The organism is Thiomonas sp. FB-6, assembly GCF_000377645.1.
In the GTDB taxonomy this organism is placed as follows: domain Bacteria; phylum Pseudomonadota; class Gammaproteobacteria; order Burkholderiales; family Burkholderiaceae_C; genus Thiomonas_A.
Genome location: NZ_KB898476.1, coordinates 116,908 through 137,368, shown reverse-complemented (window position 1 = coordinate 137,368; position 20,461 = coordinate 116,908). Strand labels below are relative to the sequence as shown.

At 71.7% G+C, this 20,461-nt stretch carries 19 protein-coding genes and 1 pseudogene; 8 read left to right on the top strand and 12 right to left on the bottom strand.

Features of this window, described 5'->3' with window-relative positions; translation table 11 throughout:
* Window positions 1–368 precede the first annotated feature (368 nt).
* The 4 genes from D466_RS0107895 to D466_RS0107880 all read right to left on the bottom strand — a co-directional run bounded on the left by D466_RS0107895 (window position 369) and on the right by D466_RS0107880 (window position 5,206).
* On the bottom strand, window positions 369–839 hold the full coding sequence (locus tag D466_RS0107895) for a carboxymuconolactone decarboxylase family protein (protein ID WP_018913174.1): 471 nt from the start codon (window positions 837–839) through the stop codon (window positions 369–371).
* Between the two features lie 37 nt (window positions 840–876).
* Window positions 877–1,416 carry a DinB family protein gene (locus D466_RS0107890; RefSeq protein WP_018913173.1) on the bottom strand — a complete coding sequence of 180 codons (540 nt, stop codon included), beginning with the start codon at window positions 1,414–1,416 and terminating at the stop codon, window positions 877–879.
* Between the two features lie 167 nt (window positions 1,417–1,583).
* Window positions 1,584–4,844: an EAL domain-containing protein gene (locus tag D466_RS21060; RefSeq protein ID WP_018913172.1), complete on the bottom strand. Its 3,261-nt coding sequence runs from the start codon at window positions 4,842–4,844 to the stop codon at window positions 1,584–1,586.
* 125 nt (window positions 4,845–4,969) lie between these two features.
* Window positions 4,970–5,206, bottom strand: a complete 237-nt coding sequence (locus D466_RS0107880; RefSeq protein ID WP_156004109.1) for a hypothetical protein — start codon at window positions 5,204–5,206, stop codon at window positions 4,970–4,972.
* A 479-nt stretch (window positions 5,207–5,685) separates the two neighbouring features.
* On the opposite strand from D466_RS0107880, the gene infA reads away from it, so the two are divergent.
* The 7 genes from infA (at window position 5,686) to D466_RS0107845 (ending at window position 11,233) form a co-directional block, all read left to right on the top strand.
* Window positions 5,686–5,952: a translation initiation factor IF-1 gene (gene infA, locus D466_RS0107875; RefSeq protein WP_018913170.1), complete on the top strand. Its 267-nt coding sequence runs from the start codon at window positions 5,686–5,688 to the stop codon at window positions 5,950–5,952.
* Window positions 5,953–6,034: 82 nt separating this feature from the next.
* Window positions 6,035–6,223 (top strand): hypothetical protein, encoded by a 189-nt coding sequence (locus D466_RS0107870; RefSeq protein WP_018913169.1) that lies wholly within the window; start codon window positions 6,035–6,037, stop codon window positions 6,221–6,223.
* 100 nt (window positions 6,224–6,323) lie between these two features.
* A complete protein-coding gene (locus D466_RS21055) occupies window positions 6,324–8,378 on the top strand; it encodes an EAL domain-containing protein (protein ID WP_018913168.1) in 2,055 nt (684 codons plus the stop codon).
* Window positions 8,379–8,503: 125 nt separating this feature from the next.
* Entirely contained in the window at window positions 8,504–9,043 is a 540-nt protein-coding gene (locus tag D466_RS0107860; protein ID WP_018913167.1) for a hypothetical protein, read from the top strand.
* Window positions 9,044–9,247: 204 nt separating this feature from the next.
* Window positions 9,248–10,486: a molybdopterin-dependent oxidoreductase gene (locus tag D466_RS0107855; RefSeq protein ID WP_018913166.1), complete on the top strand. Its 1,239-nt coding sequence runs from the start codon at window positions 9,248–9,250 to the stop codon at window positions 10,484–10,486.
* 13 nt (window positions 10,487–10,499) lie between these two features.
* A complete protein-coding gene (locus D466_RS0107850) occupies window positions 10,500–10,847 on the top strand; it encodes a cytochrome c (RefSeq protein WP_018913165.1) in 348 nt (115 codons plus the stop codon).
* An 83-nt stretch (window positions 10,848–10,930) separates the two neighbouring features.
* On the top strand, window positions 10,931–11,233 hold the full coding sequence (locus D466_RS0107845) for a hypothetical protein (RefSeq protein WP_018913164.1): 303 nt from the start codon (window positions 10,931–10,933) through the stop codon (window positions 11,231–11,233).
* 25 nt (window positions 11,234–11,258) lie between these two features.
* On the opposite strand, the gene D466_RS0107840 is transcribed toward D466_RS0107845, so the two are convergent.
* From D466_RS0107840 to D466_RS0107805, 8 genes and pseudogenes are all read right to left on the bottom strand, one after another.
* Window positions 11,259–12,050, bottom strand: a complete 792-nt coding sequence (locus D466_RS0107840) for a hypothetical protein (RefSeq protein WP_026285022.1) — start codon at window positions 12,048–12,050, stop codon at window positions 11,259–11,261.
* A 191-nt stretch (window positions 12,051–12,241) separates the two neighbouring features.
* Complete coding sequence (locus tag D466_RS0107835; protein ID WP_018913162.1) at window positions 12,242–13,750, bottom strand: amidase; 1,509 nt, start codon at window positions 13,748–13,750, stop codon at window positions 12,242–12,244.
* Window positions 13,751–13,766: 16 nt separating this feature from the next.
* Window positions 13,767–14,414 (bottom strand): annotated as a pseudogene (locus D466_RS21050) (FABP family protein).
* A 44-nt stretch (window positions 14,415–14,458) separates the two neighbouring features.
* A complete protein-coding gene (locus D466_RS21045; RefSeq protein ID WP_018913159.1) occupies window positions 14,459–14,755 on the bottom strand; it encodes a hypothetical protein in 297 nt (98 codons plus the stop codon).
* Between the two features lie 22 nt (window positions 14,756–14,777).
* On the bottom strand, window positions 14,778–15,098 hold the full coding sequence (locus D466_RS0107820; protein WP_018913158.1) for a YbjQ family protein: 321 nt from the start codon (window positions 15,096–15,098) through the stop codon (window positions 14,778–14,780).
* 137 nt (window positions 15,099–15,235) lie between these two features.
* Window positions 15,236–16,963 carry a hypothetical protein gene (locus D466_RS0107815; protein WP_156004107.1) on the bottom strand — a complete coding sequence of 576 codons (1,728 nt, stop codon included), beginning with the start codon at window positions 16,961–16,963 and terminating at the stop codon, window positions 15,236–15,238.
* A gap of 97 nt (window positions 16,964–17,060) precedes the next feature.
* Window positions 17,061–18,281, bottom strand: a complete 1,221-nt coding sequence (locus D466_RS22735) for a diguanylate cyclase (protein ID WP_018913156.1) — start codon at window positions 18,279–18,281, stop codon at window positions 17,061–17,063.
* Window positions 18,282–18,434: 153 nt separating this feature from the next.
* On the bottom strand, window positions 18,435–19,463 hold the full coding sequence (locus tag D466_RS0107805; RefSeq protein WP_026285019.1) for an LLM class flavin-dependent oxidoreductase: 1,029 nt from the start codon (window positions 19,461–19,463) through the stop codon (window positions 18,435–18,437).
* Window positions 19,464–19,569: 106 nt separating this feature from the next.
* Here D466_RS0107805 and D466_RS0107800 point away from each other — a divergent pair, with 106 nt between their 5' ends.
* Window positions 19,570–20,406, top strand: a complete 837-nt coding sequence (locus D466_RS0107800; protein WP_018913154.1) for a lipopolysaccharide assembly protein LapB — start codon at window positions 19,570–19,572, stop codon at window positions 20,404–20,406.
* Window positions 20,407–20,461 lie beyond the last annotated feature (55 nt).

Sequence of the window (20,461 nt, the reverse complement as noted above, 5' to 3'; positions counted from 1 at the left end):
GGGGAGTGGGGTTAGCCAGGCGCATGGTCGCCCGCGGCCGCATCTGAACTACGGCTTCTCGCTGATCGGGTTGTCATTCTTGTGGGATCGAGGCCATCCTGAGGCCTGTTCCAGTCTACATTCACGCCCAGAGGCTGTGAATGATTCCGGGCTGAGGGCACGTTGCACATCCGGCGCGGGAGCGGGGCAGGGCATGGCGACCATTCTGTACTTCAGCGACATCCACATCGAGATCCGCGAGCAGCAAAGCGGGAGGGCGTGGACCAGCCGACATCCGTTGGGGCTGGGGCCGGACTTGCGCGCCCACGTCGGCCGGGTCGATCTGCGCGTGCTGGGCGCCAGCTGGAGTTCTGAAGCCGCCGGGGCGCTCAAGCGAGACCGGCCTTGTCCAGTCCGTAGACCTTGTCCTTCGAGCCCGGCGTGGTGCGGAAGGCGACGCTCAGGCGGTTCCAGCCGTTGATCGCCGTGATGCGGAAGGCCAGTTCGGCCAGCTCGGCCTCGGTGAACTCGGCACGGCCGAGTTCGTAGAGCTCGTCCGACAGGCCATGGGGGCCGATCTGGGTCAGCGCCTCCGTCCAGGCCAGCGCGGCGCGTTCCTTGGCCGTGAACAGCGGGGATTCGCGCCAGACGGCGACATGGTGCAGCCGCAGTTCGCGCTCGCCGTGCATGCGCGCCTGCTTGACGTGCATGTCCAGGCAGAAGGCACAGCCGTTGAGCTGGGAGGCCCGGATGTCGACCAGCAGCGCCAGGCCGTGGTCCATGTGAAAGGCCTGGCTGAAGGCCAGGTAGCGCTGGAACAGGTCCGCTCCGAGGCGCGCGTAGTCGAGTCGCTGGTTCATGGGGGCGTGGGAAGGGTGCGGGAGGGAGAGCAGGGAGCTAGCCCAGCTCGGGAAGCAGCGCGAGCAGGTCGGTGACCCCGACGTCGGCGCCGGCCTGGGTCAGCAGCGTGGTGGCCTGTCCGCGGTGGTGGGTCTGGTGATTGAACATGTGGAGCAGCAGGCCGTGCAATTCCCGGCAGTAGGGCTGGCCCTTGGAGTTGGCGTAGTGCAACGCGGTGTCCAGGTCCTCGTCGTGCAAGGCGCCCGTCCATTCCAGGATCCACGCGTCGAGCTCGCCGCGGTGCCGGCGCAGTTCCGGCAGCGTGGGGAACACGATGGCGTCCAGCGAGGCCGGAACCGGCAGCTGCAGCACCGGCGCGATCTGCGGCCACTGGCGCGGGTGGCGCGCGAAGCGCCGCAGCCACAGCGTGTCGGCGACCACGAGGTGGTTCAGGGTGCCGAGGATGGAGCCGAAAAAGGCGCCCCGGTCACGCGCGAGTTCCTCCGGGCCGAGGCGGGCCGCGGCCGCGTAGACCCTTTCGTTCATCCACCGGTTGTACTCGGCCAGCAGTTGCAGGTGCGCGATACGCGAGCTCATGCGGGTCTCCACGAGGACGGAGCTTGCAGCATAGGGCAGGGCGCGGCGCGGTGGCGCCCTTGCCGGCGCCGCGGCCGGCCTGCTCGCGTTCACGGTCTACACCCGGGGCGACGGGCCTTGAGCCAGGCCCGGCGGAGCCGGGAACGCCGCGCGCCGGTTCCGCGGACTCAGTCGGCGCCCGGCCAGGCGCGGCCGGGCGCGAGAAAGGCTTCGAACTCCTCCGCCGGAACCGGCCTGCCGTAGAGGTAGCCCTGCGCTTCGTCGCAGCCCTGCTCGCGCAGGAAGGCCAGTTGCTCGGCGGTCTCGACGCCCTCGGCAATGGTCTGCAGGCCCAGGTTCCTGGACATGCTGATGATCGCCGCGACGATGGCCCGGTCCTCCTGGTCGCTGCCGATGTCGCGCACGAAGGAGCGGTCGATCTTGAGCTTGTAGACCTTGAACTTCTTCAGGTAGTTCAGCGACGAGTAGCCGGTGCCGAAGTCGTCGATGGACATGCGGATTCCGCGCCGGTGCAGGTCGTCCATCACCTCGATGGCCTTCAAGGGGTCGTGCATGGCCGCGCCCTCGGTCAACTCGAGTTCCAGTCGATCCGCGGGGACGCCCTGTTCGTCGAGCAAGCGTGCGACCAGCTCCGGCAGGTTGGGGTGGCGGAACTGCACCGCCGAGAGATTGACCGCGACCACCATGGAAGGATGCCCCGCATCCATCCAGCGCCTGAGCTGCCGGATCGCGCTGCGCAGGGTCCATTCGCCGATCGGCAGGATCAGCCCCGACTCCTCCGCCACGGGAATGAACTCCGCCGGCGCCACGGCGCCCAGTTGGGGATGGTTCCAGCGCAGCAGGGCCTCGGCGCCCACCAGGCCCTTCGAGCCGATGGACAGCTGGGGCTGGTAGTGCACCTGCAACTGCTCGCGGTCGAGTGCCTGGCGCAGCGCATTGAGCAGTTGCATGCTGCGTGCCGCGCGCGCCTGCATCTCCGCGGTGAAGAAGCGGTAGCCGTTGCGGCCCTCGTGCTTGGCCCGGTACATCGCGGTATCCGCCTTGCGCGCGAGGGTCTCCATGTCCTCGCCGTCCTCGGGAAACATGGCCACACCGATCGAGGCGGTCAGGCTCAGCTCGTGGTGCCTGTGCGGGAAGGGCTCGGCGATGGCCTGCAGCAGGCGCTGCGCGAAGCCGGCGGCGCCGCGCGCATCGCTGCCAGGCAGCATGAGCACGAACTCGTCGCCACCCAGGCGCGACACGGTGTCCTCGGCGCGCAGCAGCGCCTGCAGGCGCCGGGCCACCTCGATCAGCACGGCGTCTCCCACACTGTGCCCCAGTGTGTCGTTGACGTCCTTGAAGCGATCGATGTCCACGAACATCACGGCCAGCAGGCCGTTGTTGCGCCTGGCCAGGTGGATGGCGTACTGCACGTGGTCCTCGAGCTGGGCGCGGTTGGGCAGTCCGGTGAGGGCGTCGAAATTGGCCAGGTAGCGGATGCGTTCCTCGTTGCGCCGCTGTTCGGTGATGTCGCGCGTGACGCCCAGCACGGCCTCGATGTGCCCCCGGGCGTCGCGCATCGGCGCGGCATGGGTCTCGAGCCAGCGCCGTGTTCCGCGCAGGCCCACGATCTCGAACTGGAGCCGGTCGCTCTGCCCCTGCAGCACCCGCCTTTGCAGGTCGACGAAGGCGTCGCGGTACTCCGGCACGAGGTAGTCGAGCAAGGGCCGCCGGCGCAGCTGTTCCACGCTGTCCGCTTCCAGCATGTCCAGGCCGGCGGCGTTCATTTCGAGCAGCTGGCCGTCGGCGGACAGCAGTTTCACGCATTCCGGCTCGGTCTCGACGATGGTGCGCAGGTGGCGCTCGCTGGCGCGCAGCGCAGCCTCGGCCTGCTCGCGTTCGGCCTCGAGCACGAAATGATCCAGCGCATAGTCGAGGTCCCGGGCCATCGCGACCAGCAGGGACTGGGTCTGGGCGTCGAAGGCATGGGGCGTGTCGGAATACAGGGTCAGGGTGCCCACCGGAATCCCCTTGCGGTGCAGGGGGATCACGGCCGAACTCCTCCAGCCGAAGGCCTGCGCGCGTTCGCGCCACGGGGCGCTGCCGGGATCTTCCTGGAAGTCCTGGCACCAGTAGAGGCGGTTCTCGCGCAGCGCGGTGCCGGTGGGGCCGCGGCCGGTGGCAAGGGCGCCGTCCACCGAGATGTCGATGCCCTGCAGGTACTCGGTGCCGATTCCATCGGCCGCCACCGGACGGATGCGCCCCGTGGCCGGGTCCAGCAGGCCGATCCAGGCCATGTTCAGGCCGCCTGAGCGCACGGCGGCCCGGCAGATGCGCGGCAGCAGCTCGGCTTCGCCGGCGCTTTGCACGATGGCCTGGTTGCATTGGCTGAGCGCGGCGTAGAGCTGCGACTGGCGCAGGGCGGCCGATTCAGCCTCCTTGCGCTCGGTGATGTCCACGATGGTGCCCAGCAGGATGTCCGCGCCTTGCTCCGCGTCGTGCTGGAGTTCGGCCTGCGCATGCACCCAGATCACGCTGCCGTCGGGGCGCCGGATGCGGTGATCGATGGCATAGGGCTTGATGCGCCGGATCGCCTGCTCCAGGCTGGCGCGCACCCGTTCCATGTCGTCCGGATGGACCAGCGCGGCGACGAATTCGGGGGTCGTGGGCAGGGCCCCGCGCTCCACCCCGTACAAGGCGTAGACCTCCTCGGAGCAGATGAGCTGCTGGGTCTGCAGATTCCATTCCAGGAAGCCCATGCGCGCCACGCGCTGGGCCTTCGCCAGGCGCGCCTCGCTTTCCAGGCGCGAACGCTCGGCACGCTCGTGGACGATGGCGATCGCCGCGACGTGCGTGGCCAGGGCGATGAGCTCCAGGTGGCGCGGATCGGGGCGCCCCGGCTGGGGGTAGTACATCGCGAAGGTGCCCAGCACCCGCCGCTGTTCGTCGAAGATGGGCGTGGACCAGGAGGCGCGCAGGCCGTGGCCCAGCGCCGCGGCCCGGTAGCGCTCCCACAGCGGGTCGGTGGCGATGTCCTCGACGATCACGGCCTCCTTGCGGAAGGCCGCGGTGCCGCAGGAGCCGGCGGCAGGCCCGATCGGCTGCCCGTCCACGGCGGCGATGAACGCGCCCGGCAGGCTGGCGGCGGCGCCATGGCGCACGTGCACGCCGTCGCGGTCGAGCAGCAGGATGGAGCCCAGCATGCCGGGGGATTGCTGCTCGATGAAGCGCACCAGCGCATCCAGCGTGGCCGCCAGGGGCTGGCCCGTGGCGATCATTTCCAGCAGGCGGTTGTGTCCGCCGAGCAGGATCTCGGCGCGCTTGCGCGCGGTGATGTCCTGCAGCAGGGCGCTCAGCTCCTGCGGGTGGGGGGATCGGGCCGCATGCGCGACGGGATCGCCCTGCGGCCGGGCGGCGACGTCCGTGCCGCGGGAATCGTGATCACGCATGGCTCCCCCGAGGTTCGTGGCCGGCCGCTGGTCGCGGCGGCCGGCCCATTATCTCCGCCGCCGGGGCCGCCGGGAATGGGGGCCTTGCACCACCTGCCGGCGGCCAGGCCCCGCGGGCTCGGAGCTCAGTGATCGGCCCGGGAGCGGGCCGGGGCGTCGGAGCGCCTGCCCAGCGCGAGCCGGGCGAAGCGCAGCAGCCTGCGTGGCCGGCTGCGGTCGCGCACATGCACCAGCAGTTGCGGGGCCGGCGCCTGCGCCGGCTCGCCCGTGTTCGCCTGCAGCGAGCCCAGGGCCCAAACACCGGGAGCTCGCGGGTCGAGTTCGCTGGAGTCCTCGACATCTTCGATGGGAATGGGGTGCATGGCCGTCTCCTCGGGGCAATCGTGGCCGTTCAGCCGCGTGGAATTCATGCTAGGCAGGGCGGCGCAGGCGGGCGTGCAACTATTTCACGGAAACCGGGGCAATTTCACGAGCGTGGCGGGGATGAAACCGTCCGCCGCCGGACCGGCGCCCGGCGGGGGGCGGGGCGGGGGCCGGCGGGACCCACTTCTGGTAAGATTGCGGTGGAGCGCTGCAGCTCGCTTACCTGTGCAGCGCCTTGACAGATTGCGAGCGCTTGCGCGCCGCATGTTCAGCAGCGCGGTTCCTCCCGTGGATTCGCCTGCACCCAGGCAAGCTTCGTCTGGGTCATGAAAACCGGGCAGCCGCCGTGTCGGCGCTTCTGGCCCCGTGACCTGATCTGTACAAACCGTGGGCGAGCGGGCGCGGCCGAGCGCCCGGCGGCGCATGCCCGAACGCGTGGCGCCCGCCCGCAACACGCCCCCCTAAGAGGACAACGATCATGGCCAAGGAAGAACTCATCGAAATGCGCGGAGCGGTGGACGAGGTGCTGCCCGATTCGCGCTACCGCGTCACGCTGGAGAACGGCCACGTGGTGGTCGCCTACACCGGCGGGAAAATGCGCAAGCACCACATCCGCATCCTGGCGGGCGACAAGGTCACGCTGGAACTTTCGCCCTACGACCTCACCAAGGGGCGCATCACCTTCCGGCACCTGGAACCGCGCAGCGGTCCCGGACCGGGCGCGCCCGCCCGCCGCCGTTACTGAGAATTCAGCTTACGACGACGCTGCGCAAGGCAAGGGTCGTCCCTGAGTCGCGCGCACGCGCTGGGCGCGCGACAATGCGCCCATGTTGCGCAAAACCATTCTTCTCGCATCGCTGCTGGCGGTGCTGATGGGCGCCACCGGACTGCGCATGTGGCTGGGCGTATCCGCCTGGGGCCTGTGCGCGTCCGTGCTGCTGGCCGCCGAGGACACCAGCACCGCGGCGATCGGTGTCTGGGGCTCGGCGGTGGTCGCCTTGCTGATCCTGAATTGAGCGCTGTCCTGGCGGGGGTATCCTCCCGCATGGGCGAAGTATCGGAATCGGCCGCGCCCGCCGCGCGGGGGATATCGGGCACAGCGAGAAGGACCTGGCCATGAGCCTGGGAACCGCGGACGAGCGGGTCTACGGCGCGGGCGTGGAAGCCTGCCTGCAGCCGGTGCAGCAAGCGGTCGCCTGGAGCGCGGAGCGCTTCACCGAGCGTTTCTACGACTCCGTCGGGCGCACCTCCGAGGGGGCGCAGGTGCTGCAGGCGCTGCTGCCCGAGGAGTTCGAGCGCCTGAAGGCTCGGCAGGCGGCGCATCTGCGCCTGCTGTTCTCCCCGACGCTGAGCCTGGCGGAGCATCAGGCGGCGGCGCAGCGCGCGGGCCGCGCGCATGCGCTGGTCGGCGTGGACCTGACCACGCTGATCGAGTCCTACGGCGCCTACCAGCAGGAGATCCAGGCGGAGATCCTGCCGCTGGTATCCGGCGAGTCGCGCGAGCAGGTCTCGCAGTTGATCAACCGGCGCATTTTCTCGGACCTGCAGGCGCAGGCGGTGAGCTACCGGCGCATCGAGGTGGAACTCGCGCTGGCGGTGTCGCAGATCGACGAGCTGATCCAGGGCACGGGCAATTTCTCCGACCTGGTGCGCGGGGTGATGGCGGTGATCGGCGACATCGACGGCGATCTCTCGGCCTTTTTCGCGCGCTGCGATTCCCAGGGGGAGTTGCAGATCGAAGCCTCCCAGGGCGCCTCGGGCCACCGCTACCACGAGGCGATGATGTCCGGCCTGGTGCCGCGCATCAGCATCGATCCGGCGCGCGAGGCGGGGCAGGGCCCGGGCGGGCGGGCGTGGCGCAACGGCCAGGTCATCATCTCCGAGGCCTGGGCCATCGAAGCGCGCAACAAGCCCTGGCAGGAGCTGGGGACGGAGCTGGGCTTTCGTTCCAGCGCGGCGGTGCCCCTGCTCGACGACTCGGGCACGACCATCGCGCTGCTGAGCCTGTACAGCGCGTGGCCGCGTTTCTTCTCCACCCTGCGCATCGGGAATTTCCTCAACCATGTGCAAAAGGCGCTGAGCCACGCGGTGCAGCGCCTGAACACCACCCCCGTGGTGCCCCTGCCGCGGCGCCAGATCTACCGGCGCTGGATCGCCGAGGGGCGGGTGCGTTTCCTGTACCAGCCGATCATCGACCTGCGCAGCGGCGAACTGGTGAAGGTGGAGGCGCTGGCGCGCCTGCTGGACGAGGAAGGCCGCCTGGTGAGCCCCGACCGATTTCTTCCCGCCTGCGGCAACGAGGAGCTGTTCCTGTTGCTGCAGTACGGGCTGGACCGCGCCTGCTCCGACGCTGCCCGGCTGCTGGACGCCGGCTTGCGCGTGGCGGTGGCGCTGAACTTTCCCGCCGAGGGCATCGGAGACGCGCGCTGCGAACGCGCCATCCTGCAGGCGCTGGAACGTTGCCGCCCGCGGGGCACCTGCCTGGAACTGGAGGTGCTGGAAAGCCACGAGGGGCCGGGCAGCGACGAGCGCCGCAACGCCTTCCTGCAGGGGCTGCGCGAGGCCGGCGTGCGCCTGGCCGAGGACGACCTGGGCTCGGGGCACAGCTCCCTGCTGCGCCTGGACCAGTACGCCTTCGACGACGTGAAAATGGACCAGGGACTGGTACGCGGATCCACCCGGCGTCCGCAGCGCGCGCTCGAATTCATGTTCTACCTGACCCGCCTGGTGCATGCCTTCGGCATGCGCCTGACGGTCGAGGGCCTGGAGCACCGCGGGCTGATCGAGAGCGCGGCCATCCTGGGCGCGGACCAGGGCCAGGGCTACGGCATCGGGCATCCCATGCCCATCGAGCAGATCGCCGACTGGCACCGGGATTTCCGCTACGACGTCGACCCGCTGCGCCCCCGCACGGCGCTGGGCGCGCTGGCCACCTACCTGCTGTGGGACATGCAGCTGGGTTCGGCCGCGGCGGACGGCCACGGCGGGCTGGCCCACGCGCGCGAGACCGTGCGCGGCTTCATCGCCGAACGCGGCTTGCAGGACTCGGAGCTGGCGCGCCTGCTGGACGAGCATTTCCAGGGCGGAGCCTCGGCGCGCCCGCGCATCCGGCACCACGTGATCGAGGGCTTCACCGCCATCTGGTGCGACGAACTGGCCGCGGCCTCCTGAGGGATTCCACGGCTCCGATGCCTGGGATTCGTAGCAGCGGTAAGCGGATGTGATCCGCCGTTGACGCTCGCCGCGCCGGCTTCTACGGTGTGAGCGCCAGATGCTGGCGTAGCCGGAGCGAAGCGATGCCGAAGATTCCCGATTGCCTTGCCCGCGCGCCGGGCCCGTTGCGCGCGGCCTGCGCCGCGGCGCTGTTCCTGTCCGCCGCGGCCTGCGCCTGGGCGGCGCCGGCGCCGCCGGTGTACGTGCACATGAACGGAGCGAACGAATTCCTGGAGAATGTCGTGGCCGTGCGCCCGGGCCAGCCCGTGGTGTTCGTGGACCAGGACACGGGCGCCCACACCATCGTCGGCTACGCCCCCGCCACCGGCGCGGGCAGCAAGCGCTTCGACGGCGCCGTCGCCGGCACGCCGGGGCCGGGGCATCCGGTGCACACCTACACCGTGCGCTTTCGCCACCCGGGGCTGAAGTACTACTACTGTTCGGTGCATGCGGAACTCGCCAAGGAACCCGGCGGCGTGACCCTGCCGAAAAAGCGTCCCACGGTGGGCGGCTACGGCACGCCGATGGCCGGACTGATCATCGTCACCACCGACCCGCACCTGCTCGCCGACAACCCGGCGAGCTCCTCGCACAGGATCCTGCCCGGCTTCTTCGGCGGGTAGGGCGCCCGCGCCGGGACGCAGGCCGCGCCACGCGCGGCCTGCGGGTTTGAACGGACATGAAGGAAGTCGCTGATTCAAATCGAAAGAATTCGTTTATCAATGTGACCCGCCCCTCCGATACTCCCGCCACAACAACGAATCCAGGTGGACGTATGAGTATCCGCCGGACATCCGAGCCAGGCTTGACCAAGGAGGAGAGGAGTGATGGGCACAGGGAACAAGGTTTTCGATTCGGCCTCGCGCCGAGACATCCTGCGGGCGGGCGCCTTGGGCGTCGGCTCCGTGCTGGCACCGGCGGCCTTCGCCGCGGGCAGTATCCGGCTGCCGTTGCCCGGCGGGCCTGACGAGCGCCGCCTGACCACCGACTTCCCCGGCAAGGGGGAGATGGTGCTGCAGCGCACGCGGCCCCCGCTGCTGGAGACCCCCTTCTCGGTCTACGACAAGGCAGTCTTCACGCCGGTGGACCAGTTCTACGTGCGCTGGCACTGGGCGGGCGTGCCCACGAGCGTGGACGCGGCCACACACACGGTGACGGTCAGCGGCCATGTGAATAACCAGGTCCGCTTCACGCTGGCCGAGCTGATGAACGGCTTCCAGCACGTGGAGCTGGCCGCGGTGAACCAGTGCTCGGGCAATTCCCGCGGCTTCTTCGAGCCGCGCGTGCCGGGCGGCGAATGGGGAAATGGCGCGATGGGCAACGCGCGCTGGGTGGGGGTGCGCCTGCGCGACGTGCTGGACGCCGCCGGCGTCAAGGCGGGCGCCGTGCAGGTGCAGTTCGAAGGGGCCGACCGCCCGGTCGTGCCGAACGCGCCCAACCTGAAGAAGTCGCTGTCGGTGGACCACGCCCGCGACGGCGAGGTGATGATCGCCTGGCAGATGAACGGCCAGTCGCTGCCGCTGCTCAACGGCTTTCCCTTCCGCCTGGTGGTGCCCGGCTGGTACGCGACCTACTGGACCAAGACGCTGCAGCACATCCGGGTGCTGGACCACGAGGACACCAATTTCTGGATGCACCCGGCCTACACCATCCCGGACAACTGGCCCCACGCCAACATGAGCCCGGGCGAGAAGGGCGTGAAGTTCGTGCCCATCAACCGCATGGTGCCGAGGTCGTTCTTCACCAACATGGCCGGCGCGGGCACGGTGCGCGCCGGGCACGCGGTGGAGCTGCGCGGCATCGCTTTCGGCGGCGACGCCGGGGTGCGCACGGTGCAGGTGTCCAGCGACGGCGGCCGCAACTGGCGCCCGGCGCAGCTGGGGCACGATTACGGGCGCTACAGCTTCCGGCAGTGGAAGGCGCAGGTGCAACTGCCCCGCGGCGAGCACACGCTGATGGTGCGCTGCACGAACACGGACGGGCTGAAGCAGCCGATGAAGCCCAACTGGAACCCGGGCGGCTTCATGCGCAACGTGGTCGAGTCCGTCACCGTCACCGCCGCCTGAGGGGAGCCAAGCCATGAACCACAAGCAATCGTCGCGCCTGCTGGGTGCCCTGCTGCTCGGCCTGGGCCTGTGCGCCGCGGCGCAGGCCGCACCGGCGGCGGATGCCACGCCGATGCGCAAGAGCATCGAGCTGCCGGTCAGCACCCGCGTGTTCCCAGGGGACAGCGCAGGCGCGAAAGCGGCCAATTCCTACTGCCTGATGTGCCATTCCTACGGCATGGTGGAGACCCAGCCCACGCTGAGCAAGGCGGCCTGGCTGGTCGAGGTGGGCAAGATGAAGAACGCCTTCAAGGCGCCGATCCCGCAGGATCAGGTGCAGGTGATCGCGGATTACATCGCCCAGCTCAAGGGCGCGCACTGAGGGCACCGTCCGCCCGCGGCTGCCGCCGCAGCTTCCTACAATCCTCCCCGTCGCGCCGCGTGGGCGCGCGGGGAGGATTTTTCATGCCGGGCAAGCTGCCGCCACCGCAGGCCAATGTGGACAACGTGTTGCCGGGCCTGCTCGAGGACATCCGCAGGCGCCGGGAGGCGCAGCAGGGTGCCTCCGCCGGTGCCACCGTTGCGGCTTCCGAGCCCGCGCCGGGCCAGGGCCCGGGCGGCGCACCGGCTCCGGCGGCGGCGCCGCCCCGGCCGGGCGAGCTCGATGCGCTGCGCGCGGAGCTCAGGCGCGTGCGCCGATGGGCCGGCCTGGCGCTGGCGCTCGCGCTCGCGCTGGCCATCGCATGGCTGTCCGGCTGGCACCCCTGAGGGGCGCCCACGCGCACGCACCGGGCTACTTGATGTAGTGGTAGCCGGCGGCCTGCAGCTCGGGAATGGTGGCGACCACTCCCGGCGTGAGCACGGCGCCCGGGATCAGGTGGTTGCTCAGCTCGGCGGCGAGCTGCTCGTGGCTGAGCTTGTCGGGATTGTTGCCCTTGGCGATCAGCGCCCCGCTGAATTCCCAGATGGCGTTGTGACAGGCCAGGAACACCACGCCGCGGCGTTGCAGCACCGTGACCGAGTTGTCCGCCGGGGAGAAGGCGCCGACCGGGTTCTCGAAATCCGAGGCCGCGGCCCCGGCGGCGGCCGGAGTGTCCAGGTAGCTGTTGCCGCCGGCCTTGGCGCCGATCAGCGCGGCGAGCTTGTACTTGGCCCACACATGCTCGTCGTACAGCGCCAGATGGGCCGAGCCGTGCGTGGCCGACACGGCCAGGAAGTCCGGATGGCCCCAGGACCAGACCTGGGCGTTGAGCGCGTTGCGCATCAGGTTCAGCCACGGACTTTTCACGTCGGTGTTGTCCCAGACCTGCTTGGGCCCGCCGGTATAGGCGCGCAGCAGGCGAAGGGCCTCGTCGTCCCAGTCGGCGCGATCGGTGAGGATCATGGGCACGGTCTTGAAATCACGCCGGCGCCTTGCGCGCTCGAGCTGGAGGTGCAGCGCCTGCAGGGTGGAGGCGCCGGGCTGGGCCAGGTCGAGCGAAGCCGAGGCGTGGGCGGCGGCACGGGCCGGGCCGGCGGCGAGCAGGCCGCCGAATGCGGCCGCGGCCGCGCCGGCCTGGACGAAGAGTTGACGACGTTGGGTCATGGGCATCAGGGGTTCGTGCGGGACTCCGGGCTGCGGAGCGGAAAGGCTGGCGAGCAGTTTGCGCCGGGGCGCCGCGCGGCGTCCAACGCATAGTTTCGATCCCGGACAGCTAAAAAATAAGTAAATAAGAATGTACTGATATGTCTCCCGCAAGGAAGCTGGCGTGGCGGCTGCTCCTCGCGCAGCTTCCCTCAGGCCGTGCCGACGGGCAGGCGCTGCGCCCATGGGCGCGCCGCCTCCAGCTGCGCGCCCAGCTGGAACAGCAGGTCCTCGCGTCCCCAGGGGGCAATGAACTGCACGCCCACCGGCAGGCCGTCAGCCCCCTGGTGCAGGGGCACGCTCATGGCCGGCGTGCCGGTCAGGTTGGCCAATTGCGTGAAGGGCGTGCGCGCGAGGTTGGCGCGCGCCAGCTGCTCGACCGTGCCGCTGTGGCGCAGCAGGCCGCCCAGCCCCAGCCCGAGCAGCGCGCGCAGCGCCGCGCGCTGCCATGCGGGAGCGTCGAGTTCGCCGATGCGCGCGGCGGGCTGGGCCGTGGTGGGAGTGAGGTACAGGTCATGGCGTGCATGGAAGGCCGCCAGCGCGCGCGCGAAGCCGTTCCAGCGCCGGCGCAGTTCGACGAAGGCCGGCGCCGCCAGGCTTTCGCCGATGGCCGCCAGGGCGCGCGTGTCCGGCTCGAAATCCCGCTCGCGCGCGCCGAACTCCCGCTTGCATTGACGCAGGTCGGCCGCCACGTGGCCGTAGTAGATGCCGAGGTAGCTTTGCGCCAGCTGCTCGCCGTCGATGGCTGGCGCAGCCGGCTCGGCCGCGTGGCCCAGCTCGCGCAGCAGCTCCACCGTGCGCAGCACCGCGGCCGCGTGCTCCGGGTGCACCTCGGTGCCCAGCGGAGACTCCACGCTGAAGCCGATGCGCAGGCGCGGCGGGGCGGCGAGGGCGTCGAACGCGTAGGCACGCGCCGGAGGCGCCACCGTGAAGGGGTCGCCCGGCGTGGAGCCCAGCACGGCATCCAGCAGCGCGGCGCTGTCGCGCACGCTGCGCGTGAGCACGTGGGTGGCGCTGGCGCCGTCCCAGAATTCGTCGGCCTCGGGGCCTTCGCTGACGCGCCCGCGCGAGGGGCGCAGGCCGAACAGCCCGCAGTAGGCGGCGGGAATGCGGATGGAGCCGCCTCCGTCGGAGGCCCCGGCCACCGGCACGATCCCGGCCGCCACCGCGGCGGCGGCTCCTCCCGAGGACCCGCCCGGTGTACGTTCGAGGTCCCAGGGATTGCGGCAGGGGCCGAACAGCGCCGGTTCGGTCACCGCCTTGAGCGCGAACTCCGGCAGGTTGGTCTTGCCGAAGGGCAGCAGGCCCGCCGCCTGCCAGCGCGCCACGACCCCCGAGGTGTCGCGCGCGAGCACCCCGGCGCGGGCCCGGCTGCCCCAGGTGGAGGGGCGCCCGCGCAGGTCCTGCCCCAGGTCCTTGAGCAGCAGCGGCACGCCGGCGAAAGGCCGGGCGCGCTCGGGCGCGGCGGGCGGCAGCGCGTCGAAGGCGCGCGCCTGCTCCAGCGCGCTGTCGCGCCAGTCGGACACGACGGCGCGGATGCGCGGATTGATCGCGTCCAGCCGGGCCAGCGCGGCTTGCAGCACCTCCACGCTGGCCACCTCGCGCCGCGCGATCAGCGCGGCCAGGGCCGTGGCGTCGAGCGCGGCGTATTCGGCGAACATGGGGCGGGCCGCCGGCTCAGGCGGCCGGCTGCGCGGCCGCCGCCATCGGGTTGGGCGTCGGTGCCTGCACGCGGCTGAGCAGGTTGCGGTCGGTGTGGTGGAAGGGCTCGCTCTGGCCGCGGATCATCATCACCGTGTCCTCGTCGTAGCTCCAGGTGCCATCGGCGTGGATGCTGACCCGGATGCGCTACTCGATGGTGCGGAAGGCGTGGTCCAGGAACGGGTTCGAACTGATGTTGGCGTGGGCATCGCCCAGGCGCGCCGCCAGTTCGAACTCGGTGGCGTCGGGCGCCGCGTGGCCCACCGCCATGGCGATCTGCCCGCGCGGAATCGCCAGGGTCTGGATCAGCGTGCCGGTGGCCGGCTCCCACAGCCAGTAGCCCACCTGGTCGTGGTAGGTCTTGACCTGGCCCGGCTTGACGATGTGGGTGTGATAGCGCAGGCCGTAGAACAACTGGGGGCCGTTGGTCTGCGGGTCGATGGGCTGCAGTTCGATGCGCTCGATGAAGGCCTGCTTGCGGGGGCCGTCGGCCTTGGGCTTGACGTCCAGGCCGCGCGGGCCTTCCCAGATGCCGGCCATCGGCGCCAGCGGGCCGAGGCAGCGCAGGGTGTCGAAATCGAGATTCGCGGGTTCGGTGTAGATGTCTTCGGGAAAGCTGCTCATCGAATGCGGAGGAACCTGGTTGGGGAAATCGGTGACGGCGCGCCTCAGGCGCGCCCGATCGGCACGTAGCGGCGCTTGCCGGTGCTGCGGTTCTGGTAGACGGCCATCGGGCGTCCGCTGCCGGGGTCGACGAAGGTTTCGTCGGTGCGCTCCCAGTCCGGCCCGGTGGGCGGCGCGTCGGATTCGCCGTAGCGCAGGCGCTCGAACAGGGTGCCCGCCAGCAGCAGCAGGCCCAGCACCAGCGCCTGCAGACCGGCGCCGCGCGGGCCGTGCACGAGCAGTTCCAGCACGCCGCCGACGCTGAGCGCCGCGCCCAGCAACAGCACGAACATGCGCAACATGGGAAGCAGCCCTCGCTCGGCCTCAGACGGGGTCGATCACCACGGCGGTGCCGTAGGCCACGATCTCGCTCATCGACTGGCCGAGTTCGGAGGAATCGAAGCGCATCATCACGATGGCGTTGGCCTTGCGCATCAGCGCGTTCTCCACCATGCGGTCGATGGCGTGGCGCCGGGCTTCCTCCAGCATCTGGGTGTACTCGGGGATCTCGCCGCCGACGATGGTGCGCAGGCCGGCCATCATGTTGCCGCCCAGGCCGCGGCTGCGCACGGTGACGCCGAACACCTGGCCCTTGACCTCGCGCACCGTGTGTCCGGGCACGTTCTCGGTGGTGACGATCAGCATGAAGGACTCCCTGGATTCCGTGTTGTCGGGCCTAGTGTTCTGTCCCGCTAATAACTGTCATTTCGCTGGGCCGTAGCCTAGAGCCTGGCGTTGCCGCTGGCAATCCTGGCGCCCCGGCGCGCGGCGACCGCGCGCGCTCAGGGAAGCCGGCTCGCCATGACGATGTCGCGCCAGCCGTTGTACTGCTGCCAGACCGCGGTGACGCTGCCCGCCGCGTCCACTGCCAGGGCGGGGAAGCTGGCCTGCACGGTGTCGCGCGGGTCCGACAGCAGCAGGGCCGGCTGCCAGCGTCGGCTGGAGGCGTCGAAGCGCGTGGCGAACACTTGCAGGCCCTGCGGTGTGTCCTGGTACCAGGCGCAGACCAGGTTGCCCGCCGGGTCGCTGACCAGCACCGGGTTGCCGGCATTGCGTTGCCCGGGCGGATCGATGCGTTCGCCCGGCTGGGGCGCCGGCGCGCCGCGCATCCAGCGCGTGGCTTCGATCACGTAGTCGCCCTGGGCGGAACTCTGCTGCTCCCAGGCCACCGCCGCGTCGCCGGCGGGGTCGAGCCCCAGGGCGGCGGAAACGGCCGGGCCCTGCAGGCCGGCGCCGCCGAGCAGGCGCGCCGGAGCGCCGTCCCAGTCCGGAAGGGCCAGCCGGCGCAGGGCCACGCGCCGGGCGTCGGCGTCGCCCTGGATCCACGCCGCCGCCAACTCACCCTGCGCGTCCAGCGCGAGCGCGACGCGGCGGCCTCGCACGCCGGGGGCGCTGAGCAGGCGCGGCGCCGACCAGCCGCGGCCGGTCCAGCGGCTGGCCGCGACGCGTTCGCGGCCAGCCGCTCCGCGCTCCCAGGCCGCCACGAACTGGTCGTCGCCCGCGCCGGCCACCGCCGGCGCGTAGTCGGGCGCGGGCGCGGAATCGAGGCGCCTCGCCGCGCTCCAGCGCCCCTGCGCGGCGCTCCAGTGCGCGGCCCAGGCCTCGGTACGCCGCGCCCCGGGCTGCTGCCACACAGCGACCGCATTGCCGGCCGCGTCGGTGGCCAGTTGCACGGCGGTGGGGCTGGCGGCCACCCGCGGGTCGTCCAGGCGGCGGGCGGGAGCGTGCGCGTCGTCGCCCAGCACGCGGGCGAACACCGCCGCGTGGCCGTGCAGGTCCTGCAGCCAGGCCGCCAGCACGCGGCCGTCGGCCAGCGTGGCCAGCGCCGGCAGCGTGGCGCCAGCGCCTGCGCGCAGGTCGATGCGCCGCGGGCCCTGCCAGGCGCCGGTGTCGGGGCTCAGACGGCTGGCCTCGATGGCGCTGCGCCGGCCGTCGCTCTGGAACCAGGCGGCCCAGGCTCCGCCGCCCGCGCTGGCGGCCACCTGCACGGCGTCCGCGCCGCGGTCAGGGCGCCGCGAGCTGCGCCGGTCGTCGATCTGTACCGGTTCGCTCCAGCGGCTGCAGGCCGTGGTGAACCCGACCTCCGGCTGCGCCGGGCCGGCCCCGCCAGGCGCCAGCCTGTAGTGCGTGCAGCCGGCCAGCGGCATGGCGGGTTCGAAGTTGATTTCGGCGCCTTCGACGCGCAGCACGCCCGGCACCGGCAGTCCCAGCGGCCCCAGCAGTTCCACCCCCGCATGCAGGGCCTCGCGCGCCTGCGCCGCCGAGGCCAGGCGAATCCGCGGTTGCACCAGCCTGTGCACGCCTTGCGCGCCGTCGGCCGGCTCCACCTGCAAAGCTGCGCGCGGCGCCGAGCTCTGCGCCAGCGCAGGGTGCGCCGCGGCCAGCGCGGCGGCCAGCCACAACGGGCCCGTGGCGGTGCCGGCGAGCCCGCGGAGGCAGGAGCGGCGGCGAGGGCGGGCGAGCAGGGCGGACGAGGCGGACGAGGCGGACGAGGCGGACGAGGAGGGCATGGGAGCAGGGCGCAGAGCTGCGGCGAGCGCAAGTATGGCACCGCCCGGCCGAGCCTGCCGGGCACGCGCAGCCCCCTTGCGCCACGTCGACAGCCGGCTAGCCGTGGCGCTCCAGATGCACCAGCTGCATGGGAATGGATTCCTGCAGCAGGGCGTCCACCCGCACGGCCGCGCAGCAGCGGTTGCGCCCGGCGGCCTTGGCGCCGTAGAGCGCCGTGTCCGCGCGTGCGATCAAGGTCTCGGCGCGGTCCGCAGGGTGGGCCTGGGCCACGCCGATGGACACCGTCAGCCGCAGGTGCGCCACCAGGGCCGACCAGTCCTGGCCTTCCACCAGTTCGCGCAGGCGCTCGGCGATCTCCATCGCGTCGAGTTCGCCGGTCGAGGGCATCAGCAGCACGAACTCCTCGCCACCGAAACGGGCCAGCCGGTCGCTGGCGCGCAGATGCCCGTGCAGCAGGTCCACCAGCGCGCGCAGCACGCGGTCTCCGGTGAGGTGGCCGCAGCCGTCGTTGATGCTCTTGAACCAGTCGATGTCGATCATCGCCACGCAGCTGTCGGCTCCATGGGCCCGCAGGCGCTCCAGTTCGCGCTCCAGCAGCGGAGCCAGGCCGTCGCGGTTGAGCGCCCCCGTGAGTCCGTCGCGCGTGGCGCGTTCGCGCGCCGCGGCCGCCTCGGCCGCGAGTTTCGCGGCCTCGCGCGTGGAGCGGGCGTGCAGCGCCATGGCCCGGAAGTTCAGCACCAGGCAGCGCAGCAGCAGCGTGGAAAAGCCCACGACCGTGCCCGCGCGCACCCAGGTGGATTCGCGCAGCGCCGGCGCCATGGCGCCCAGCGGCGGGAAACGCCACATCAGCAGCGCCAGCGCGCCGCTGGTGGCCGCCCACATCCACAGCGCCGAGCGCAGCGGCAGCCGCAGCGCGCCGAAGGAGAACACCACGAACATCACGCCGACGAAGTAGCCGGCCACCGCCGGCGCCCACAACATCGCGCCCACCTGCATGGCCAGCGCCCAGGCCATCTGCAGGCCGGTGAGGTTCGGGTGACGCATGCGTTCGGTGGCGCCGCTGAGTTGCAGCGCGCCGAACAGCACCAGGTGCGACAGGGCCAGGCCGGCGTACAGCGCCAGAAGGCTGCCCGGCACGGCGCCGCCGAGGCGGAACAGCGCCAGCACGGCCAGGTCGACCGCATAGCTCAGGCCCACCAGCGTGCTCATGTGGGCGCGGCGCCGGCGCAGGCGCCTGCGCTCGGAGGCGGCCATGGGCGCCGCGGCGGGCGCGGCTTCGCCGCCCGCCCACCATTCGTCCAGCCATGCGGCACCCATTGCTTCCCCCCGGGCCGCGCCAGCCCGCGAACCCCTCGCGGTGCCTCGCGGCTCCCTTGCGCAAAGCCTAGGAGACCGCGCCCGCGCTGTCCTTGTGCTGGCGCAAATCCGGCCGCCGCGCAGGCGCCGATCCTGGCGCCTGCGGCAGAGGTGTCAGGCCTCGGCGGGCAGGGCCTGCTGCGCCTCGCGCAGCACGCGCGCGCCGATGTCCAGGCTGCGCAGGCGCAACTCGGGGTCGAATACGTCGCTGACCAGGACGAATTCGTCCGCCCGCGTGGCCTCGGCCAGGGTCTCGAAACCGGCGCGGACGGTGGCGGGGCCGCCGATCACCGCGGCGCCCAGGAAGTCGGCGATGGCCGCGCGTTCCTGCGCGTGCAGCCCCTGCAGGAAACCCCGTACCGGCGGCGCCAGCAGGCCGCGCCGTCCGGTGACGATGCCCAGCACCCGTTGGTAGGTGCTGCTGGCCAGGAAATCGGCCTGCTCGTCGTCGTCGGCGGCGATCAGCGGCACGCCGACGGCCACATAGGGTTCGCGCAGGTGCTCCGAGGGCTGGAAGCGCTTGCGGTACAGCTCCAGCGCCGGCAGCAGCAGGCGCGGCGCGAAATGCGAGGCGAAGGCGAAGGGCAGGCCCATCTGCGCGGCCAGCGAAGCCGAGAACAGGCTCGAGCCCAGCAGCCAGATGGGCACCTGGGTGCCGGCTCCCGGCGTGGCGACCAGGCGCTGGCCCGGCGCGGGCGGGGCCAGCAGTTGCTGCAGCTCGGCCACGTCGCGGGGGAAGTCGTCCTCGGACTCGACGCGGTCGCGGCGCAGGGCGCGCATGGTCAGCGGGTCGGTGCCCGGCGCGCGGCCGAGGCCGAGGTCGATGCGTCCCGGGTACAGCTCGGCCAGGGTGCCGAAGGCCTCGGCGACGACCAGCGGCGCGTGGTTGGGCAGCATGACGCCCCCGGAGCCCACGCGGATGCTCTGGGTGCCGCCGGCGATGTGGCCCACCAGCACGGCGGTGGCCGAGCTGGCGATGCCCGGCATGTTGTGGTGCTCGGCGAGCCAGTAGCGCACGAAGCCGAGCTTCTCGGCGTGGCGCGCGGTGCGCAAGGCGACGGCCAGCGCGTCGGCGACGCTGCCGCCCTCGCGCACCGCGACCAGGTCGAGCATGGAAAGACGAATACGGGAAAGGGCTTGCATGATGACCGGATTGTGCAGCGCGCGGCGCAGCCTTGCAGGAGCGCCGGCGCAGGCCCGGCGCGGCGGCTCCCCGCTCGCCTAAAATGCAGCCCCGGAGGCCTCGTCCATGAAACTGTTGCGTCTACTGCTTTGCGCCGCCGCGCTGGTCGCGGGGTTGACGGCCGCCCAGGCGGCGCCGGCCGCGGTGCCCTCGATCCACGATGTGTACACCGCGGCCAGCACCGGCCACGCGGCGCAGGCGCGCCGCGAGATCGACCAGGTGCTGGCAGCCTACCCGGGCTCGGCCAAGGCGCACTACGTCTCGGCGCGGGTGGCCGCGCTGCAGGGCGACTGGCCCCTGGCCTCGCGCGAACTGGGCAAGGCGCAGAGCCTGGACCCGGGCCTGGGCTTCGAGCGCCGTGACACCCTGCAGGCCTTCACGCAGCAGGTGGCCGGCCACGCGGGCCGCGCGGCACCCGCGCGCCGCGGCTTCCCGATGGGGGCGCTGGGCATCGCGCTGGTGGTGCTGGCGCTGATCGTGCTGTGGGCCGTGTACCGGGCCTCGCGCCGCCCGCCCGTGCAGATGATGGCCCCCGGCTGGCCGGGCACGCCCGGTGCGCCGGGGCAGGCTCCCTATCCTCCCGGCTACCCGCCGCAGCCGATGGGGCAGGCGCCTTACGGCGCCTACCCGCCCGGCGCGCAGGGCAGCGGCATCCTGGGCGCGGTGGGCACCGGGCTGGCGGTGGGCGCAGGCATGGCCGCCGGCCAGATGGTGGTGGACAAGCTTTTCGACCGCGGGGGCTCCGCGCTGCCCGACGCCCAGGCGGCGCCGCCGATGGCGGACCCCGGCGCGGCGCTGCCGGACGACCAGGATTTCGGCATCAGCGATCCGGGCTCGTGGACCGATGATTCCTCCTCCGGTTCCTGGGGCGACGACTCCTCCGGATCGGACAACTGGAGCTGAGGGGCAGGGCATCGTCGCCGGGCTTGACCACCATCAGGCGGGATCCGGGTTAACC

Coding starts and splice junctions, on each gene's coding strand:
- D466_RS0107895 (WP_018913174.1), bottom strand. CDS start 839: ATGAACCAGCGACTCGACTACGCGCGCCTCGGAGCGGACCTGTTCCAG.
- D466_RS0107890 (WP_018913173.1), bottom strand. CDS start 1,416: ATGAGCTCGCGTATCGCGCACCTGCAACTGCTGGCCGAGTACAACCGG.
- D466_RS21060 (WP_018913172.1), bottom strand. CDS start 4,844: ATGCGTGATCACGATTCCCGCGGCACGGACGTCGCCGCCCGGCCGCAG.
- D466_RS0107880 (WP_156004109.1), bottom strand. CDS start 5,206: ATGCACCCCATTCCCATCGAAGATGTCGAGGACTCCAGCGAACTCGAC.
- infA (WP_018913170.1), top strand. CDS start 5,686: ATGGCCAAGGAAGAACTCATCGAAATGCGCGGAGCGGTGGACGAGGTG.
- D466_RS0107870 (WP_018913169.1), top strand. CDS start 6,035: ATGTTGCGCAAAACCATTCTTCTCGCATCGCTGCTGGCGGTGCTGATG.
- D466_RS21055 (WP_018913168.1), top strand. CDS start 6,324: ATGAGCCTGGGAACCGCGGACGAGCGGGTCTACGGCGCGGGCGTGGAA.
- D466_RS0107860 (WP_018913167.1), top strand. CDS start 8,504: ATGCCGAAGATTCCCGATTGCCTTGCCCGCGCGCCGGGCCCGTTGCGC.
- D466_RS0107855 (WP_018913166.1), top strand. CDS start 9,248: ATGGGCACAGGGAACAAGGTTTTCGATTCGGCCTCGCGCCGAGACATC.
- D466_RS0107850 (WP_018913165.1), top strand. CDS start 10,500: ATGAACCACAAGCAATCGTCGCGCCTGCTGGGTGCCCTGCTGCTCGGC.
- D466_RS0107845 (WP_018913164.1), top strand. CDS start 10,931: ATGCCGGGCAAGCTGCCGCCACCGCAGGCCAATGTGGACAACGTGTTG.
- D466_RS0107840 (WP_026285022.1), bottom strand. CDS start 12,050: ATGACCCAACGTCGTCAACTCTTCGTCCAGGCCGGCGCGGCCGCGGCC.
- D466_RS0107835 (WP_018913162.1), bottom strand. CDS start 13,750: ATGTTCGCCGAATACGCCGCGCTCGACGCCACGGCCCTGGCCGCGCTG.
- D466_RS21045 (WP_018913159.1), bottom strand. CDS start 14,755: ATGTTGCGCATGTTCGTGCTGTTGCTGGGCGCGGCGCTCAGCGTCGGC.
- D466_RS0107820 (WP_018913158.1), bottom strand. CDS start 15,098: ATGCTGATCGTCACCACCGAGAACGTGCCCGGACACACGGTGCGCGAG.
- D466_RS0107815 (WP_156004107.1), bottom strand. CDS start 16,963: ATGCCCTCCTCGTCCGCCTCGTCCGCCTCGTCCGCCTCGTCCGCCCTG.
- D466_RS22735 (WP_018913156.1), bottom strand. CDS start 18,281: ATGGGTGCCGCATGGCTGGACGAATGGTGGGCGGGCGGCGAAGCCGCG.
- D466_RS0107805 (WP_026285019.1), bottom strand. CDS start 19,463: ATGCAAGCCCTTTCCCGTATTCGTCTTTCCATGCTCGACCTGGTCGCG.
- D466_RS0107800 (WP_018913154.1), top strand. CDS start 19,570: ATGAAACTGTTGCGTCTACTGCTTTGCGCCGCCGCGCTGGTCGCGGGG.